This window comes from Rhizobium sp. 10N427 (assembly GCF_056394605.1).
Map to the genome: position 1 here is coordinate 19,340 of NZ_JBFTID010000005.1, position 16,937 is coordinate 36,276.

Annotated in this window: 16 protein-coding genes and 1 pseudogene; 9 read left to right on the forward strand and 8 right to left on the reverse strand. The window is 61.5% G+C overall.

What is annotated here, in order from left to right; all coding sequences use genetic code 11:
* Window positions 1-4: 4 nt before the first annotated feature.
* Complete coding sequence (locus AC1DIJ_RS12165; protein ID WP_112390590.1) at window positions 5-274, reverse strand: type II toxin-antitoxin system RelE family toxin; 270 nt, start codon at window positions 272-274, stop codon at window positions 5-7.
* Window positions 258-488, reverse strand: coding sequence for a type II toxin-antitoxin system RelB family antitoxin (gene relB, locus AC1DIJ_RS12170; RefSeq protein ID WP_148194266.1), 231 nt, complete (start codon window positions 486-488; stop codon window positions 258-260). Before relB ends, AC1DIJ_RS12165 begins: the two co-directional genes overlap by 17 nt.
* Before the next feature lie 123 nt (window positions 489-611).
* On the opposite strand from relB, the gene hisS reads away from it, so the two are divergent.
* The 3 genes from hisS (at window position 612) to hisG (ending at window position 4,126) form a co-directional block, all read left to right on the forward strand.
* Complete coding sequence (gene hisS, locus AC1DIJ_RS12175; protein ID WP_112390589.1) at window positions 612-2,132, forward strand: histidine--tRNA ligase; 1,521 nt, start codon at window positions 612-614, stop codon at window positions 2,130-2,132.
* A 180-nt stretch (window positions 2,133-2,312) separates the two neighbouring features.
* Window positions 2,313-3,434: an ATP phosphoribosyltransferase regulatory subunit gene (locus AC1DIJ_RS12180; protein WP_112390588.1), complete on the forward strand. Its 1,122-nt coding sequence runs from the start codon at window positions 2,313-2,315 to the stop codon at window positions 3,432-3,434.
* Window positions 3,431-4,126: an ATP phosphoribosyltransferase gene (hisG, locus tag AC1DIJ_RS12185; RefSeq protein ID WP_112390587.1), complete on the forward strand. Its 696-nt coding sequence runs from the start codon at window positions 3,431-3,433 to the stop codon at window positions 4,124-4,126. Before AC1DIJ_RS12180 ends, hisG begins: the two co-directional genes overlap by 4 nt.
* Window positions 4,127-4,204: 78 nt before the next feature.
* Here the strand turns inward: hisG and AC1DIJ_RS12190 are convergent, their stop codons facing one another.
* Window positions 4,205-4,651 carry a DoxX family protein gene (locus AC1DIJ_RS12190; RefSeq protein WP_112390586.1) on the reverse strand — a complete coding sequence of 149 codons (447 nt, stop codon included), beginning with the start codon at window positions 4,649-4,651 and terminating at the stop codon, window positions 4,205-4,207.
* 197 nt (window positions 4,652-4,848) lie between these two features.
* Here AC1DIJ_RS12190 and AC1DIJ_RS12195 point away from each other — a divergent pair, with 197 nt between their 5' ends.
* A complete protein-coding gene (locus tag AC1DIJ_RS12195) occupies window positions 4,849-5,559 on the forward strand; it encodes a glutathione binding-like protein (protein ID WP_112390585.1) in 711 nt (236 codons plus the stop codon).
* Window positions 5,560-5,615: 56 nt separating this feature from the next.
* Here AC1DIJ_RS12195 and AC1DIJ_RS12200 read toward each other — a convergent pair whose 3' ends face one another.
* Window positions 5,616-6,062 carry a hypothetical protein gene (locus AC1DIJ_RS12200; RefSeq protein ID WP_112390584.1) on the reverse strand — a complete coding sequence of 149 codons (447 nt, stop codon included), beginning with the start codon at window positions 6,060-6,062 and terminating at the stop codon, window positions 5,616-5,618.
* Window positions 6,063-6,144: 82 nt separating this feature from the next.
* Between AC1DIJ_RS12200 and AC1DIJ_RS12205 the strand changes: the two genes are divergently transcribed.
* Window positions 6,145-6,516, forward strand: a complete 372-nt coding sequence (locus AC1DIJ_RS12205; RefSeq protein WP_148194265.1) for a hypothetical protein — start codon at window positions 6,145-6,147, stop codon at window positions 6,514-6,516.
* Window positions 6,517-6,719: 203 nt separating this feature from the next.
* On the opposite strand, the gene groL is transcribed toward AC1DIJ_RS12205, so the two are convergent.
* Both groL and groES read right to left on the reverse strand, forming a co-directional pair.
* Window positions 6,720-8,360, reverse strand: a complete 1,641-nt coding sequence (gene groL / locus AC1DIJ_RS12210; RefSeq protein WP_112390583.1) for a chaperonin GroEL — start codon at window positions 8,358-8,360, stop codon at window positions 6,720-6,722.
* A gap of 56 nt (window positions 8,361-8,416) precedes the next feature.
* Window positions 8,417-8,713, reverse strand: coding sequence for a co-chaperone GroES (gene groES / locus AC1DIJ_RS12215; RefSeq protein WP_004675403.1), 297 nt, complete (start codon window positions 8,711-8,713; stop codon window positions 8,417-8,419).
* A 168-nt stretch (window positions 8,714-8,881) separates the two neighbouring features.
* Here groES and chrA point away from each other — a divergent pair, with 168 nt between their 5' ends.
* From chrA to AC1DIJ_RS12230, 3 genes are all read left to right on the forward strand, one after another.
* Window positions 8,882-10,288: a chromate efflux transporter gene (gene chrA, locus AC1DIJ_RS12220; protein ID WP_112390582.1), complete on the forward strand. Its 1,407-nt coding sequence runs from the start codon at window positions 8,882-8,884 to the stop codon at window positions 10,286-10,288.
* Between the two features lie 99 nt (window positions 10,289-10,387).
* On the forward strand, window positions 10,388-11,236 hold the full coding sequence (locus AC1DIJ_RS12225) for a TIGR01459 family HAD-type hydrolase (protein ID WP_112390612.1): 849 nt from the start codon (window positions 10,388-10,390) through the stop codon (window positions 11,234-11,236).
* Between the two features lie 14 nt (window positions 11,237-11,250).
* The gene (locus AC1DIJ_RS12230) at window positions 11,251-12,234 is read left to right on the forward strand and encodes a bifunctional riboflavin kinase/FAD synthetase (protein ID WP_112390581.1); all 984 of its coding nucleotides are present in this window, start codon (window positions 11,251-11,253) and stop codon (window positions 12,232-12,234) included.
* A 7-nt stretch (window positions 12,235-12,241) separates the two neighbouring features.
* Here AC1DIJ_RS12230 and AC1DIJ_RS12235 read toward each other — a convergent pair.
* Window positions 12,242-12,397 (reverse strand): annotated as a pseudogene (locus AC1DIJ_RS12235) (endonuclease domain-containing protein); the annotation flags it as partial.
* Window positions 12,382-13,593 (reverse strand): MFS transporter, encoded by a 1,212-nt coding sequence (locus AC1DIJ_RS12240; protein ID WP_112390580.1) that lies wholly within the window; start codon window positions 13,591-13,593, stop codon window positions 12,382-12,384. The gene AC1DIJ_RS12240 and the pseudogene AC1DIJ_RS12235, both read right to left, overlap by 16 nt.
* Before the next feature lie 391 nt (window positions 13,594-13,984).
* Between AC1DIJ_RS12240 and ileS the strand changes: the two genes are divergently transcribed.
* Window positions 13,985-16,930 carry an isoleucine--tRNA ligase gene (gene ileS, locus AC1DIJ_RS12245; RefSeq protein ID WP_112444509.1) on the forward strand — a complete coding sequence of 982 codons (2,946 nt, stop codon included), beginning with the start codon at window positions 13,985-13,987 and terminating at the stop codon, window positions 16,928-16,930.
* Window positions 16,931-16,937: the final 7 nt, after the last annotated feature.

The window sequence follows — 16,937 nt, forward strand, 5'->3', positions numbered from 1 at the left end:
AGGTCTAACGATAGATTTCGCGGCGATGACCGATCTCGATCACCAGGATAACGAGCCGGTTGTCCTGGATATCGCAGATAATGCGAAAGTCGCCGACGCGATAGCGCCAATATTGCCGGAGCTTGTCGCCCTGAAGGGCTGCACCAAGTTCTCTCGGGTTCTCATGTCCAACAAGGCGTTCTTCGAGAAACGAAATAATGCGCGCCGCGTCCCGCTTGGCGAGGCGGGCGAGTTGCTTGTCCGCGTTTCGGCCAAATTCAATCGTCCAGACCAAGGCCACGTTTCACTTCTTCAAGTGTCAGTGTCGGTTCGCCAGCCTGGATACGCTCCATCGCTGCATCCGCCGCAGCGATGTCGTGAAGGTCTTCGAGATGCTGCTCGATCACTTCGAGAACATAGGCATCCGTCGCCGCGCCGGCCTTGGCGGCGTGCTCGGCGATCAGCCGATGAATTTCATCCGGCATTTCAATGGTGACGCGCTTGTTCATCGAACGATCCTCAATCGGCCAATATATAACAGTTCGCCATAGGCTTCGCCACCCTTCGCCCTTGCCGCTCCCCGCCCAATCCGCTAGGAAACCGCCACTGTCACACTGTGGAAATCCCCTGAAATGAACGACACCAAGAAGAAACCGCAAAAGCTCAAGGCCCGCCTGCCGCGCGGCTTCGTTGACCGCTCGGCTGCCGATATCCGCGCCGTCAACGAAATGACCGCGAAGATCCGCGAAGTCTATGAGCATTATGGTTTCGATCCTGTCGAAACGCCGCTGTTCGAATATACCGATGCGCTCGGCAAGTTCCTGCCGGATGCCGACCGTCCGAACGAAGGCGTCTTCTCGCTTCAGGACGACGACGAGCAGTGGATGAGCCTGCGCTATGACCTGACCGCACCTCTCGCTCGCCATGTCGCCGAAAATTTCAACGACATCCAGCTGCCCTACCGCACCTATCGCGCCGGCTACGTCTTCCGCAACGAGAAGCCGGGCCCGGGCCGCTTCCGCCAATTCATGCAGTTCGATGCCGATACGGTCGGTGCGCCCGGCGTCCAGGCCGATGCCGAAATGTGCATGATGATGGCCGATACGCTCGAAGCCCTTGGCATCAAGCGCGGTGACTATGTGATCCGCGTCAACAACCGCAAGGTTCTCGACGGCGTGCTTGAGGCCATTGGCCTCGGTGGTGACGACAAGGTTGCCCAGCGCCTCAACGTGCTGCGCGCCATCGACAAGCTCGACAAGTTCGGTCCCGAGGGTGTCGCCCTCCTGCTCGGCCCGGGCCGCAAGGATGAATCCGGTGACTTCACCAAGGGCGCTGGCCTCGACCAGAACCAGATCGACAAGGTGCTCTTCTTCGTCGGTATCAAGGACTATGCCGAAAGTGCTGCCCAGCTTGCCGAGCTGGTGGCTGGAACCTCGAATGGTGGGGAAGGCGTCGAGGAACTCAATTTCATCGGCAGCCTTGTCACCAGCGCCGGTTACGACAGCACCCGCATCAAGATCGACCCCTCCGTCGTCCGCGGCCTCGAATATTACACCGGTCCGGTCTACGAAGCCGAGTTGCTCTTCGACGTCACCAACGAGAAGGGCGAAAAGGTCGTCTTCGGCTCCGTCGGTGGCGGTGGCCGTTATGATGGCCTCGTCTCGCGCTTCATGGGCCAGCCGGTTCCGGCAACCGGCTTCTCGATCGGCGTGTCGCGCCTGATGACGGCGTTGAAGAACCTCGGCAAGCTCGGCCAGTCCGAGGTGATCGAACCGGTTCTCGTTACCGTAATGGACGGCGATGTCGATGCCATGGGCCGCTACCAGCGGATCACCCAGGAACTGCGCGCTGCCGGTATCCGCGCCGAGATGTATCAGGGCAACTGGAAGAAGTTCGGCAACCAGCTGAAATATGCCGATCGCCGCGGCTGCCCCGTCGCCATCATCCAGGGCGGCGACGAGCGCGCCACCGGTGTGGTGCAGATCAAGGACCTGATCGAGGGCAAGCGCCTCTCTGGCGAGATCGAGGACAATGCCAGCTGGCGCGAAGCGCGCGTGGCGCAGGAAACCGTCGCGGAAGCCGATCTCGTTGCCAAGGTGAAGGAAATCCTGGCGGCGCAGGCGGAAGATCGGAAGCGGGCGTCGGATGTTTGAGCGGGGCGCACCCCCCTCTGTCCTGCCGGCCATCTCCCCCTCAAGGGGTGAGATCGAGTCGTGGTTGGGTCTGAGCCAAACAGTCAATGTGGAGCGGGCGAGTGAGCCCAGCCGGTCTCCCCCCTTGAGGGGGAGATGGCCGGCAGGACAGAGGGGGGTATCCCCGGAGACTTCAACGCCATGCCTCTGACAAACCTCCCCGCCTTCTCAACCGATCTCCTCGCCGAGTTCGCCGCCCGCAAGACCGAACGCATCGATACGCCCGTCATCCAGCCGGCCGAGCCGTTCCTGGATATCGCCGGCGAGGATCTGCGCCGCCGTATTTTCATGACGGAAAGCGAAACCGGCGCCAGCCTCTGCCTGCGGCCGGAATTCACCATTCCCGTATGCCTGCGCCACATCGAAACGGCGACCGGTACGCCGAAGCGCTATTCCTATCTCGGCGAGGTCTTCCGCCAGCGGCGTGATGGCAGCAACGAGTTCTATCAGGCGGGGATCGAGGATCTCGGCGAGACCGATACGGCGAGCGCCGATGCGCGCGCCATCGGCGATGCCATCGCCATCCTGCAGCGGCTGATCCCGGGAAAGACGGTCTCGACGGTTCTGGGCGACCAGGCGGTGTTCGAGGCTGTGGTCCAGGCGCTCGGCCTGCCGCTCGGCTGGCAGAAGCGGCTGGTCCACGCCTTCGGCAACATGACGCAAATCGAGGCGCTGCTGGCCAGCCTCGTCAGCCCGCAATTCGTCACCGGCCTCGATGACGACATCGCCAGGCTCGTTGCAGCCGGCGATGACAAGGCGCTGATCGCCCATATCGATCAGACGATGGAAGCGACCGGCTATTCGACTAATGCCAGCCGCTCGCCTGCCGATATTGCCCGCCGCCTCAGGGAAAAGCTGGTGCTGTCGGAAACGAGACTCGATGACGATGCCTTCCGCGTGCTGGAAGAGTTCCTGTCGCTCAACGTGCCGCTGGCCGATGCATCCTCGGCGCTTGCAGGCTTTGCCGATGCCGCTGGGCTGAAGATCGGCACGGCGCTGTCGCATTTCGACAGCCGTCTGGCCGCGCTTTCGAATGCTGGCCTCGATCTCTCGTCGATGGATTACCGCGCCGCCTTCGGCCGCCCGCTGGATTATTACACCGGTCTCGTCTTCGAGGTGAGCGTTGAAGGCTCGTCGGCAGTGCTTGCCGGTGGCGGGCGCTTCGACAAGCTGTTGAACTTCCTCGGCGCCCGGGAGCGCATCCCCGCCGTCGGCTTCTCGCTCTGGCTCGATCGCATCGAAACGGAAAGGGCAGCGGCATGACTGTGACCATCGCACTGCCCTCCAAGGGCCGCATGAAGGACGATGCCTCCGCCATTTTCGAGCGCGCAGGCATGAAAATCACCGCCGTCGGCAACGACCGCTCCTATCGTGGCCGCGTCGAAGGCTGGGATGATGTCGAGGTCGCCTTCCTGTCGGCGTCGGAAATCTCCCGCGAGCTCGGCAACGGCTCGATCGATTTCGGCGTCACCGGGGAAGATCTGGTGCGCGAAGGCCTGGCCGAAACCGACAAGCGCGTCGAATTCTGCGCCCGGCTCGGCTTCGGCCATGCCGATGTCGTCGTCGCCGTTCCGGAGATTTGGCTCGACGTCGATACCATGGCCGATCTCGGCGACGTCGCGGCTGAGTTCCGCGCCCGCCATGGCCGCCGTCTGACGATCGCCACCAAGTACTGGCGGCTGACGCAGCAGTTCTTCTCCAGCCAGCACGGCATCCAGCTTTATCGCATCGTCGAGAGCCTGGGGGCGACCGAGGGCGCACCGGCCTCCGGTTCGGCGGATGTCATCGTCGATATCACCTCGACCGGATCAACGCTGCGGGCAAACCACCTGCGCGTCCTCAATGACGGCGTCATCCTGCGCTCCGAGGCCTGCCTCGTTCGCGCCCGCAAGGAAAGCCATGCGGCCGAGCCGTCGGTGGCGAAGATCGTCGCGGCGGTGCGCGGCGCGCTCTGATGTCTTCCGGATTTCGGAAACGAAAAAACCCGCCGTCTCGCGACGGCGGGTTTCTTATGCTTGGGAGGCCGATTTCGCTTAGGCAGCGACCGGATATGCGCCGCGGCGTGCATCGATCGAGTAAGCGCCAGCGCCGACGGTGGCGAGCAGGATATAGGCGCCGGCCAGCGTGAAGTTCTTCATGACCATGATCTGGTTCAGAGCGTTGATCCAGCCGTTTGCGCCAGCCGGGAAATCAGGAACGTTGACGGCAGGCAGGTGGAAGACGACGGCCGTGAAGATACAAAAGGCAGCCAGCAGCCAGCCGACGATGCGAACCTGGAAGCCGACGAGAACGGCAAGGCCGGTCACGAGCTCGAAGAGGCCTGCGAGATAGGTGAGGGCGGTGGAGGCGGGAAGGCCAGCGCCTGCGATCATGCCGGCGGTGCCAGCCGGGTCGGTGAGCTTGCCGAAGCCGGCGAGGATGAACATGAAGGACAGAAGAATGCGGGCGACGAGAACGATGATGTTGGTCGTATTCGACATGGAAGTAATCTCCGTTTGAATGACTGTGAGATCGGCTGATCTCGTTGACCCACTTGTCGCGCATTTTGTCGCAGCTGGAAAGATAAACGAAAGGGGACGGTTCGTTCAGTATTTTGAAACGATGATCCGTCTCCCGCCGCTTGTCTTGGCGCCGCCCGCCTGTCTATGGTCAGGGTCCAAACCCCATGGAGATTTCAATGGCAGACCTTTCAAGCTTCCCGATCACCAAGCGCTGGCCAGCAAAAAATCCCGATGTCATCCAGCTTTATTCGCTGCAGACGCCGAACGGCGTGAAGATTTCGGTGGCACTGGAAGAACTCGGCCTGCCCTACGAGCCGCACTATGTCGGCTTCGCCAACAACGACCAAAAGTCGCCGGAATTCGTTTCCCTCGATCCGAACGGCCGTATCCCTGCGATCATCGATCCGAACGGTCCTGACGGGAAGCCGATCGGTATCTTCGAATCCGGCGCCATCCTGCTTTATCTCGCCGAGAAGACCGGCAAGCTGATCCCCGCCGATGCGGCTGGCCGCTACGAAACCATTCAGTGGGTGTTCTTCCAGATGTCGGGCCTTGGCCCGATGCTTGGCCAGTTCGGCCACTTCTACAAGTTTGCGGCCGATAAGGTCGCCAACAATTCCTATCCGATGGAGCGCTATCGCGACGAGGCCAAGCGTCTGCTGGGCATCCTGGAAGGCCGTCTGCAGGGCCGCCAGTGGATCATGGGCGATGAATACACGATCGCCGATATCACGACGTTCCCATGGATCCGTGGCGCCGATCTGTTCTATGGCGGTGGCGAGGTTCTGGAATATGAGAAGTTCCCGGCCGTTCGGGCCTGGCTGGAGCGCTGCATTGCCCGCCCGGCCAGCGCCAAGGGGCTCAACGTTCCGGTGAAGCCGGAGTAGTAGCGCAAACAAAAAGGCCGGTCGCGAGACCGGCCTTTTTCATAGGGCTTTGCCGCTTACTGGCGGCTGGCGGCCTGACTGGTGTTTTCAAGCTTGAAGCGCGGGAAGATGAAGACGCCGACCATGCTGCCGGCGTATTTCTCCTCAAGTCCGGCGGACTCGCCCATGCAGAAGAGCGGCTGGCGGAAGCCGTTCGGCATGACGATGGTCGTCGAGAAACAGAAGGACGAGGAGAGGGTTGCAGCCTGTTCGAACAGCGCCAGGATATGGGCACGGTCCTTGACGTCATAACAGCGCATAAGGCTCAGCAGTCCGCATTCCTGGCCGGCCAGACCGTGAAGCATCGAGCTCCATTCGCCGAGCCGGATGATGCCGCTCGAAAAGTCACCGTTCCAGGCCTCGGAGACGGAAAACTGCGCCAGCATTTCCTGATTGTGATGGGTCAGATCAAAGGAGCCAGGCGTGAGCGGGGCGGCAACATTGGCTTTGGCGATCTTGAACAAATGGGGTTCCCCGTGTCGGGCGCAGTTCAATGCAGCGCACTCGTGCGGTGTGACGAAAACATCTTCATGCGCACCGGTCATCATGTCCGGCCGTGAGCAGAATTGCGGCGCCGCCGGTGCGGAACCCCTTTCATGCTCTTCTCAAAAAATCTGGCGCGGAATGCTCTGCAGCCGGTGTCATTTGCAAAATACGGTCTTCCGCTGGCGGGCGGAAAAATATCGTCATGCACTGCAATTCGCAGCGCGGATTTATAGGCAGTTTTTGAGAGGCGGCAAATGCTTTTTCGGGGGTAATCCGCAACGCGAAGGATGCGATATATTGCATGCTTCTATAAAAGGTAGCAGAAATCAAAGTAAAAAGTTGCCCGTTTCGCGAGATGTAAACGGTTACGCTTTGCAAAATTTTCACATTACCGCAGTGAAACCAATTTCAATAAGAAATATCAGCGGCTGATAAAAAACATAGCTTGGTAAGGCTCGCGAAAGCTTCGGAGTCTGATTTCGGTGCGGAATAGACGCTTAAACGTTTTATCAGTTCCGTCGTTGAGACTCTAAAAATTGGTAAGGCCGAATCGCTATCCGCCAAATGAAAAGGGCGGCCCGAAGACCGCCCTTCCGTAACTGAACCGGTTGGCTCAGATGTCAGACCCGAAGGTCTTACATCATGTCCATGCCGCCCATACCGCCCATGCCGCCAGGCATGCCACCAGGAGCGTCCTTCTTCGGCAGCTCGGCAATCATGGCTTCCGTGGTGATCAGCAGCGAAGCAACCGAAGCTGCGTTCTGCAGAGCCGTGCGGACAACCTTGACCGGGTCGACGATGCCCATGGCGATCATGTCGCCATATTCAGACGTCTGGGCGTTGTAGCCGTAGTTGTCTTCGTTCTTGTCGAGAACCTTGCCGACAACGATCGAAGCTTCGTCACCAGCGTTTTCAGCGATCTGGCGAACCAGCGACTGCAGAGCCTTGCGGACGATGTTGACGCCAGCTTCCTGGTCGTCGTTCACGCCCTTGGCAGTGATCTTCGTCGAGGAACGGAGCAGAGCGATACCGCCGCCCGGGACGATACCTTCCTGAACAGCAGCGCGCGTCGCGTTCAGAGCGTCGTCGATGCGGTCCTTCTTTTCCTTGACTTCGATTTCCGTGGAGCCGCCAACGCGGATGACGGCAACGCCGCCAGCGAGCTTGGCAAGGCGTTCCTGCAGCTTTTCGCGGTCATAATCGGAAGAGGTTTCTTCGATCTGAGCCTTGATCTGCGCAACGCGGCCTTCGATGTCGGACTTGGCGCCTGCGCCGTCGACGATCGTAGTGTTTTCCTTGGAGATCGAAACCTTCTTCGAACGGCCGAGCATGTCGAGCGTTACGGATTCGAGCTTGATGCCGAGGTCTTCGGAGATGACAGTGCCGCCCGTGAGGATAGCGATGTCTTCCAGCATGGCCTTGCGGCGGTCGCCGAAGCCAGGAGCCTTGACGGCAGCGATCTTCAGGCCGCCACGCAGCTTGTTGACGACGAGCGTAGCAAGAGCTTCGCCTTCGACGTCTTCAGCGATGATGAGGAGCGGCTTGCCGGTCTGAACGACGGCTTCGAGAACCGGGAGCATCGCCTGCAGGTTCGAGAGCTTCTTCTCGTGGAGGAGAATGTAAGCGTCGTCGAGGTCGGCGATCATCTTTTCCGGGTTGGTCACGAAGTACGGGCTGAGGTAGCCGCGGTCGAACTGCATGCCTTCGACGACTTCGAGTTCGGTTTCAGCGGTCTTGGCTTCTTCGACGGTGATAACACCTTCGTTGCCGACCTTCTGCATGGCTTCAGCGATGTCTTCGCCAACCTGCTTGTCGCCGTTTGCGGAGATCGTGCCGACCTGGGCAACTTCAGCCGAGGTGGAGATCTTCTTGGCCTTCGCCTGCAGGTCCTTGACGACTTCTGCAACAGCGAGGTCGATACCGCGCTTCAGGTCCATCGGGTTCATGCCGGCTGCAACAGCCTTTGCACCTTCGCGAACGATAGCGCGGGCCAGAACGGTTGCCGTCGTGGTGCCGTCGCCGGCGATATCGTTGGTCTTCGAAGCAACTTCGCGGACCATCTGGGCGCCCATGTTTTCGAACTTGTCTTCGAGTTCGATTTCCTTGGCGACCGAAACACCGTCCTTGGTGATGCGCGGAGCGCCGAAGGACTTGTCGATAACGACGTTACGGCCCTTCGGACCGAGGGTGACCTGCACTGCGTCAGCGAGGATGTCGACGCCGCGCAGCATCTTTTCGCGCGCAGAGCGGCCGAACTTTACTTCTTTAGCTGCCATTTTGAGAACTCCTGAAAAGGGGTGTCAGCGATAATCTGAACGGGATAACCGGCTGATTAGCCGATGATGCCCATGATGTCGGCTTCCTTCATGATCAGAAGGTCTTCGCCGTTGATCTTGACTTCGGTGCCCGACCACTTGCCGAACAGAACGCGGTCGCCAGCCTTGACGTCGAGAGCGACGACCTTGCCGGACTCGTCACGAGCACCCGAACCGACGGCGACGATTTCGCCTTCCTGCGGCTTTTCCTTGGCGGTGTCCGGGATGATGATGCCACCCTTGGTCTTTTCTTCGGACTCAACGCGGCGAACAACGACGCGATCGTGAAGGGGGCGGAAGTTGGTGCTTGCCATTGTCTAATCCCTCGATCAAATGACATTCGCGGACCGGGGTCCACATGGATGAGTGTTAGCACTCTCCGTTGAGGAGTGCTAGCGACGTGCATTTAGGGATGGCTCCAGAAAGAGTCAAGGAAACCATTCACGGATTTTTGCGCCGGAATTGTGGAGAGGTGAGGGGATTTGTCTGACGTGGTTGCCGAGCCCCTGCCACGGCCCGCTTTTTCCGAGGCATTTGCCGTCTGGGCGCGTATCGGCTGTCTGAGCTTCGGCGGTCCTGCCGGGCAGATCGCCCTGATGCACAAGACCGTGGTCGAGGAAAAGCGGTGGATCTCCGAAGACCGTTTTCTGCATGCCTTGAACTATTGCATGCTGTTGCCGGGTCCCGAGGCCCAGCAGCTTGCCACCTATATCGGCTGGCTGATGCATGGCGTGCGCGGCGGCATCGTCGCCGGCCTTCTCTTCATCTTGCCGGGCTTTCTGGTCATCCTGGTCCTCTCCGGTCTCTATGCCTATTTCCAGAACGCCGAGTGGCTGCTCGCTCTGTTCTTCGGCCTCAAGGCGGCCGTGCTCGCCGTCGTCATCGAGGCGCTGATGCGGGTGGCCGGCCGGGCGCTGAAATCGCGCTTTCACTATTATGTGGCTGCCGCCTCTTTCGTGGCGCTCTTCCTGCTCAATCTGCCATTCCCGCTCGTGGTCCTTGCCGCAGGCATTGCCGGCTTCCTCGTCGAGCGCCGCAGGCGAAAGGTAGAGGGCGTGGCGCCAGCCGAGGCTTCAAAGCCCGCCAGGGGATTATCAGGACTGACCAGCCGTCATATCGCCAGGCCGTTCCTGATCCTCGCTTTCTGGGTGATCGTCTGGCAGTTTCCGCTGCTGATCGTCCGCGAGATTCATGGTCCGCAGGATCTGATTGCCGAGGCGCTGAGCGGCGAGACCAATGTCTTCGCCGCCGTCTTCGTCTTCTTCTCAAAGATGGCGGTCGTCACCTTCGGCGGCGCCTATGCCGTGCTCTCCTATGTCGCGCAGGTAGCGGTGGAGCATTATGCCTGGCTGCGCCCCGGCGAGATGCTGGATGGTCTTGCGTTGGCCGAGACGACGCCGGGTCCGCTGGTGCTTGTCCTCTGTTTCGTCGGCTTCATGGCCGGTTTCCGCAATGCGCTCGGCATCGATCCGCTGTTCGGCGGCGTGATCGGCGCCAGCCTCGCCGCCTGGGCAACCTTCGTGCCGAGCTTCATCTGGATCTTCGCCGGTGCGCCCTATGTGGAGAAGCTCCGCCAGAACAAGATATTGTCGGCGGCCCTGTCGGCGATCACTGCTGCCGTCGTCGGCGTCATCCTCAATCTGGCGCTCTGGTTCGGCCTGCACGTCCTCTTTGCCGATGTCGGCAATATCGCGCTTCTCTCCCGCGCTACCGGCCTGCCGCTCGTCAGTCTGGCATGGCCGGTCTGGAGCACGCTGAATGTCGCTGCCGCCGCGATCTTCGTCATCGCCTGCGTCATGCTCTTCCGCTTCAAGCTTGGCATGATCAGCATCCTGGGCTTTGCCGCCGTGGCCGGTCTGGCGGTTCGCGGCGCGGAGCTGCTTCTCTAGCGCGCCCGGCTGTTTTTGCGCTGCCGGACCGAAAAAACCTTGCCATCCCGCCGGGCCTTTGCAATGTCACGCCTGACTGAACGCAAATGGGATATCGGAATGGCCAAGCGCATCGGAAGTTTTGCAGAGATCACCAGCCAGTATGACGCGGTGTTCTGCGATGTCTGGGGCGTCCTGCACAATGGCGTCGATCCCTTCCCGAAGGCTGCGGCCGCGCTCGAAGCCGCCCGCGGCGAAGGCCTGACCGTCGTCCTCATCACCAATTCGCCGCGCATTGCCCCGCTGGTCGTCGATCAGCTCCGCCATATCGGCATCCAGGACGGCGCCTATGACCGGATCATCACCTCCGGCGACGTCACCCGCGGCCTGATCGCCGAAGGCCCCAAGAAGGTCTTCCTGCTCGGGCCTGAGCGCGACATCGCCATCATCGAAGGCCTCGGCGTCGAGCGCGTCGATGCGGCCGAAGCGGAATCCGTCGTCTGCACCGGCTTCTTCGATGACGAGAAGGAAGTGCCGGAAGACTACACGGCAATGCTGAAGGAGTTTCAGTCGCGAAACGTGCCGATGATCTGCGCCAACCCGGATCTCGTCGTCGAGCGCGGCCACAAGATGATCCCCTGCGCCGGCGCCATGGCCGCCTATTACAACCAGCTCGGCGGCGCCACCCGCATTGCCGGCAAGCCGCATACGCCGATCTATGAAGCCGTACTGGAAACGGCGAAGGAACTGCGCGGCGACTTCCCGAAAAGCCGCATCCTCGCCATCGGCGATGGCATGCCGACCGATGTGCGCGGCGCTCTCGATTACGGCCTCGACCTTCTCTATATCAGCGGTGGCATCCACGCCAATGAATACACGCTGAACGGCGAGACGGACGAGGCAATCCTGCACGCCTATCTCGAGCGTGAAAAGGCAACGCCCAAGTGGTGGATGCCGCGCCTCGCATAAGAAGAAGCCCGCCGATGACCGTCTTTCACCGCAATGAAACCCGTGAACCGCTGCCGGCCCACCTAAAGGGCGGGGTGATCGCCATCGGCAATTTCGATGGCCTGCATCGCGGCCATCAGTCGGTCTTGACGCGGGCATTGGAGATTGCCCGGGCGCGTGGCGTTCCGGCCCTGGTGCTGACCTTCGAGCCGCACCCGCGCACCGTCTTCCGTCCCGAGAGCCCGGTCTTCCGCATCACGCCGGCGCCATTGAAGGCCCGGATTCTCGAAGCTCTCGGCTTCAACGCCGTCATCGAATACCCCTTCGACCGTGAATTTTCGCAGCGCTCGCCGGATGATTTCATCCACGGCATCCTCAAGGATTGGCTCGGCGCCTCGGAAGTCGTCACCGGCGTCGATTTCCATTTCGGCAAGGGCCGCGAGGGCGGTCCGGCCTTCCTCATGGATGCCGGCCAGAAATACGGCTTCGGCGTCACGCTGATCGACGCCTACCGCGATGAGAATGCGGATGTGGTCTCCTCGAGCCGTATCCGGGCGCAGCTGAAGAATGGCGAAGTCAGCGAGGCCGCTGCCCAGCTCGGCTATCACTACACCGTCGAGGCGGAGATCATCGGCGGCGAAAAGCTTGGCCGCCAGCTGGGCTTCCCGACAGCCAACATGCAGCTGCCGCCCGAAGTCGAGCTCGCGTCCGGCATCTACGCCGTCCGCTTCCGCCTGCAGAACGGCACACTCCACGACGCCGTCGCCAGCTATGGCCGCCGCCCGACGGTCACGGAGAATGGTGCGCCACTGCTCGAAACCTACGTCTTCGATTTCAGCGGCGATCTCTACGGACAGGTCTGTTCCGTCTCGTTTTTCGGCTATCTCCGGCCGGAGCTGAAATTCGACGGGCTGGACCCGCTCGTCGCCCAGATCAAGCGCGACGAGGAAGAGGCGAGGGCGCTGCTCTCAGGCGTCCAGCCGCTCGGCGAACTCGACCGGCTGCTGTGCTTCAGCTGACCTAATTGCCCGTAGCCCCCTCATCCGCCCTTCGGGCACCTTCTCCCCGAGGGGAGAAGGGAAGAGGGGCATTGCGGCGCGCTCTCTTCTCCCCAGCGGGGAGAAGATGCCGGCAGGCAGATGAGGGGGCCAAGTCCTCGACGCCAGCTAGGCAGCACCCAATGCAGGCGCCTGCTTCCCCCGTGGCAGCGGCGGAAAGGCAAGAGCGATCGCTGCCGCACCGAGCCCCACCAGCGCCGAGCCGATGAACAGCCACGAATAATTCTGGTAGGTATCGAAGATCCAGCCGCCGATCAGCGGTCCGAAGGCCATGCCGATGCTCGACAGCATCGTCGCCGCGCCAAAGACGGTGCCAATGACTTTAGGCCCGAAATATTCGCGCGCCAGCACCGCATAGAGCGGCATCACTCCGCCATAGGCGCTGCCGAAGATCAGCGCCAGCGCATAGAACTGCCCGAGTTCGCTGACGGCAAGATAGGTAGCCAGCGCCGCCGCCTGCACCAAGAGCCCGGCGACCAGAACCGGCTTGACGCCGAACCTGTCCGCAAGGCTGCCATAGAGCAGCCGCCCGCCGAGACCGGCCAGTCCCTCGACGCTGTAGATGCTGACCGCGGCCATCGGCGCCACGCCGCAGATCGTCGCGTAGCTCACCATATGGAAGATCGGGCCGGAATGGGCCGCACAGCAGGCAAAGAAGGTGCCGCCCAGAACCAGGAACTGCGGTGACCGGAAGATCTTGCCGAGCGAAGGCCGCTCGCCGCTTGTGGTTTCCACGGTGCCGGGATCGCTTGCCGGAGACGGCGCGCGGCGGATGAGGAGGGCTGCCGGGATCAGAAGGATCCAGGCGCCGATACCGATCATCAGCATCGCGGTGCGCCAGTCATAGGCGGAGATCAGCGCCCGGGCGAGCGGCGAAATCGTCATCGGCGCCACACCCATGCCCGCCGAAACCAGCGACACCGCTAGTCCGCGGTTCTCGTCGAACCATTCGGTGGTCGCCGCGATCATCGGCGCAAAGAAGGCGCTGGCCGAAATGCCGACGATGACGCCATAGGTAAGCTGGAACTGCATCAGCGATCCGGCCCGGCTCGCCAGCACCAGTGCCAGTCCCAGAAGCACGGCACCGATCATCACCACCGGCCGGGGTCCGAAACGGTCGCTCAACGCACCCCACATGAAACCGCCGATGCCCATGACGATGAAATTCAGCGTCATGGCGCTGGCAATGCCGGTATGCGACCAGCCGGTCTCGGTGGCGATCGGCGTCTGGAAAATGGCGAGAGAAAACATCGCGCCGAGCGCAACGCATGTCATCAGGGCGCCGGCGGCGACAATGACCCAACGATAGGAACTGCTCATATCCACTTCACTCCCTGTGGACCCGAGAAATGCGGGCGCCCGAGCGGCATCTCGCATTCCAAGGACGGCCGAGACGCCGCCATTTCGACATTGCCACGAGATTTTTTCTTTGTCTGCAGGATCAGGCTGTTACGCAGGGGCGCGCGACGCATGCCCGGCCGCCATGCCGTCAGCCCAAATCCCTCTTCCTTTTCCCGCCAAAAGCGCCTATGAACCGGCCCGATGACAAAATTCCGGCTGGCGATTGCGATACGAATTATCGGCCCGGCCTTCCGCGCGCGCTGAGCGGCCGGAAGGTCCGGGTTTTCAGCGCTTGCCGAGCAAGCGCTTCCGTCACCAACAATTCCACATCCGTTGCGCCTTCTGAGGCCGCCAGAAACGATTGCCAGACATGACCGACACAGCCGAAAAGATCGATTATTCGAAGACCCTCAATCTGCCCGAAACCGAATTCCCGATGCGCGCCGGCCTGCCGCAGAAGGAGCCGGAAATCGTTGCCCGCTGGCAGCAAATGGGTCTCTACAAGAAGCTGCGCGCCTCGGCCGCCGGGCGCGAAAAGTTCGTGCTGCACGACGGCCCGCCCTATGCCAACGGCAACATCCATATCGGCCACGCGCTGAACAAGATCCTCAAGGACGTCATCAACCGCTCGTTCCAGATGCGCGGCTTCGACGCCAACTACGTTCCCGGCTGGGACTGCCACGGCCTTCCGATCGAATGGAAGATCGAGGAAAAGTACCGCGAGAAGGGCAAGAACAAGGACGAGGTCCCGGTCAACGAATTCCGCAGGGAATGCCGTGAATTCGCCTCCGGCTGGATCAAGACCCAGGCCGACGAGTTCAAGCGCCTCGGCATCGAGGGTGACTTCGACAATCCCTACACGACGATGGCCTTCCACGCCGAAAGCCGCATCGCCGGTGAACTCCTGAAGATCGCCAAGTCGGGCCAGCTCTACCGCGGCTCCAAGCCGATCATGTGGTCGGTCGTCGAACGCACGGCGCTTGCCGAAGCCGAAGTCGAATACCACGACATCGAAAGCGACATGATCTGGGTGAAATTCCCGGTTGTGCCTCATGATCCACTGAAGATGTGGCATGACAAGACGGCAAACATGCCGGTCGCTGTGCCCACGGACTTTTCGGATCTCGCCGGAGCTTTCGTTGTTATCTGGACGACCACGCCATGGACGATCCCTGGCAATCGTGCAATCGCCTTCTCGTCGCGCGTTTCTTATGGTCTGTACGAAGTGACTGAGGCAGCAAACGACTTCGGTCCGCGTCCTGGCGAAAGGCTCGTCCTCGCCGACAAGCTCGCCGAAGACGCATTTGCTAAGGCCAAGCTGCAATTCAAGCGCTTGCGCGATGTCCCTGCCGACTATCTCGCCGCCATCACCTGCGCCCACCCGCTGAAGAGCCTCGGCGGCGGTTACGAATTCGCCGTCCCGCTTCTCGATGGCGATCACGTCACCGACGATGCCGGTACCGGTTTCGTGCACACGGCACCCAGCCACGGCCGCGAAGACTTTGACGCCTGGATGTCCGCCGCCCGCCAGCTGGAAGCCCGTGGCATCTCGACCAAGATCCCGTTCACCGTCGATGACGGCGGCTTCTACACATCGGATGCCCCCGGCTTCGAAGGCGCACGCGTCATCGACGACAACGGCAAAAAGGGTGATGCCAACGATCGCGTCATCAAGGAGCTGATCGCCCGCAACGCGCTCTTCGCCCGCGGCCGCCTGAAGCATTCCTATCCGCATTCCTGGCGCTCCAAGAAGCCTGTCATCTTCCGCAACACGCCGCAGTGGTTCGTCTATATGGACAAGGAACTGGCTGACGGCACGACGCTGCGTTCGCGCGCACTGGGCGCGATCGACGATACACGCTTCGTGCCCGCCGCTGGTCAGAACCGCCTGCGCGCCATGATCGAAGGACGCCCGGACTGGGTGCTTTCGCGCCAGCGCGCTTGGGGCGTCCCGATCGCCGTCTTTGCCGATGAACAGGGCGAAGTCCTGGTCGACGAAGCCGTCAACCAGCGCATCCTCGATGCCTTCGAACGCGAAGGCGCCGACGCCTGGTTCGCCGAAGGTGCCAAGGAGCGCTTCCTCGGCAATGACCACGACCATGCCAAGTGGAAGCAGGTCATGGATATCCTCGACGTCTGGTTCGACTCGGGCTCGACCCACACCTTCACGCTGGAAGACCGTCCGGACCTGAAATGGCCGGCCGATCTCTATCTCGAAGGCTCCGACCAGCATCGCGGCTGGTTCCACTCGTCGCTCTTGGAATCGGCTGCCACCCGTGGCCGTGCGCCTTACAATGCCGTCCTCACCCATGGTTTCACCATGGACGAGAAGGGCGAGAAGATGTCGAAGTCCAAGGGCAACGTCACGTCTCCGCAGGAAATCATGAAGGATGCCGGCGCCGACATCCTGCGCCTCTGGGTCATGACGTCGGACTATGCTGATGACCTGCGCGTCGGCAAGACGATCATCCAGACCAATGTCGACGCCTACAGAAAGCTGCGCAACACCATCCGCTGGATGCTCGGCACGCTTGCGCACGACAAGGGCGAGGTCATCGCGCTTGCCGAACTGCCGGAACTGGAGCAGCTGATGCTGCACCGTCTGGCCGAACTCGACGAACTGGTGCGCGAAAATTACGATGCCTTCGACTTCAAGAAGATCGCCCGCGCCCTGATCGACTTCGCCAATGTCGAGCTGTCGGCCTTCTATTTCGACATCCGCAAGGACGCGCTCTATTGCGACGCCCCGTCGAGCCTGCGCCGCCGTTCGGCACTCCATGTCATCCGCAATATCTTCGATTGCATGGTGACCTGGCTTGCGCCGATGCTGCCCTTCACCACCGAAGAGGCATGGCTGTCGCGCAATCCCGAAGCCGTTTCGGTTCACCTCGAACAGTTCCCGGCGATCCCGGCGGATTGGAAGAACGAGGCGCTGGCCGAAAAGTGGAAAGCCGTTCGCGCCATCCGCTCCGTCGTCACGGGCGCGCTTGAGGTCGAGCGCAAGGACAAGCGTATCGGCTCCTCGCTGGAAGCCGCCCCCACCGTGCACATCGCTGATACGGGTCTGAAGGCAGCGCTCGATGGTCTCGACTTCTCCGAGATCTGCATTACCTCGGATATCGCAATCGACGCGGGCGAGGGCTCTGCTGAGGCGTTCCGTCTTCCCGAGGTTCCCGGTGTCTCCGTCGAGCCGACGCTTGCCGAAGGTACCAAGTGCGCCCGTTCCTGGCGGATCACCAAGGATGTCGGGTCCGACCCTGAATATCCCGACGTTTCGGCGCGCGATGCTGTCGCTTTGCGTGAACTCGGACTGTAAATCCTCA

What these genes read in the sequence shown, in the direction of transcription:
- relB (WP_148194266.1), bottom strand. Translation starts at nt 488, where the DNA reads ATGAACAAGCGCGTCACCATTGAAATGCCGGATGAAATTCATCGGCTG.
- hisS (WP_112390589.1), top strand. Translation starts at nt 612, where the DNA reads ATGAACGACACCAAGAAGAAACCGCAAAAGCTCAAGGCCCGCCTGCCG.
- AC1DIJ_RS12180 (WP_112390588.1), top strand. Translation starts at nt 2,313, where the DNA reads ATGCCTCTGACAAACCTCCCCGCCTTCTCAACCGATCTCCTCGCCGAG.
- hisG (WP_112390587.1), top strand. Translation starts at nt 3,431, where the DNA reads ATGACTGTGACCATCGCACTGCCCTCCAAGGGCCGCATGAAGGACGAT.
- AC1DIJ_RS12190 (WP_112390586.1), bottom strand. Translation starts at nt 4,651, where the DNA reads ATGTCGAATACGACCAACATCATCGTTCTCGTCGCCCGCATTCTTCTG.
- AC1DIJ_RS12195 (WP_112390585.1), top strand. Translation starts at nt 4,849, where the DNA reads ATGGCAGACCTTTCAAGCTTCCCGATCACCAAGCGCTGGCCAGCAAAA.
- AC1DIJ_RS12205 (WP_148194265.1), top strand. Translation starts at nt 6,145, where the DNA reads ATGTCCGGCCGTGAGCAGAATTGCGGCGCCGCCGGTGCGGAACCCCTT.
- groL (WP_112390583.1), bottom strand. Translation starts at nt 8,360, where the DNA reads ATGGCAGCTAAAGAAGTAAAGTTCGGCCGCTCTGCGCGCGAAAAGATG.
- groES (WP_004675403.1), bottom strand. Translation starts at nt 8,713, where the DNA reads ATGGCAAGCACCAACTTCCGCCCCCTTCACGATCGCGTCGTTGTTCGC.
- AC1DIJ_RS12225 (WP_112390612.1), top strand. Translation starts at nt 10,388, where the DNA reads ATGGCCAAGCGCATCGGAAGTTTTGCAGAGATCACCAGCCAGTATGAC.
- AC1DIJ_RS12230 (WP_112390581.1), top strand. Translation starts at nt 11,251, where the DNA reads ATGACCGTCTTTCACCGCAATGAAACCCGTGAACCGCTGCCGGCCCAC.
- AC1DIJ_RS12240 (WP_112390580.1), bottom strand. Translation starts at nt 13,593, where the DNA reads ATGAGCAGTTCCTATCGTTGGGTCATTGTCGCCGCCGGCGCCCTGATG.
- ileS (WP_112444509.1), top strand. Translation starts at nt 13,985, where the DNA reads ATGACCGACACAGCCGAAAAGATCGATTATTCGAAGACCCTCAATCTG.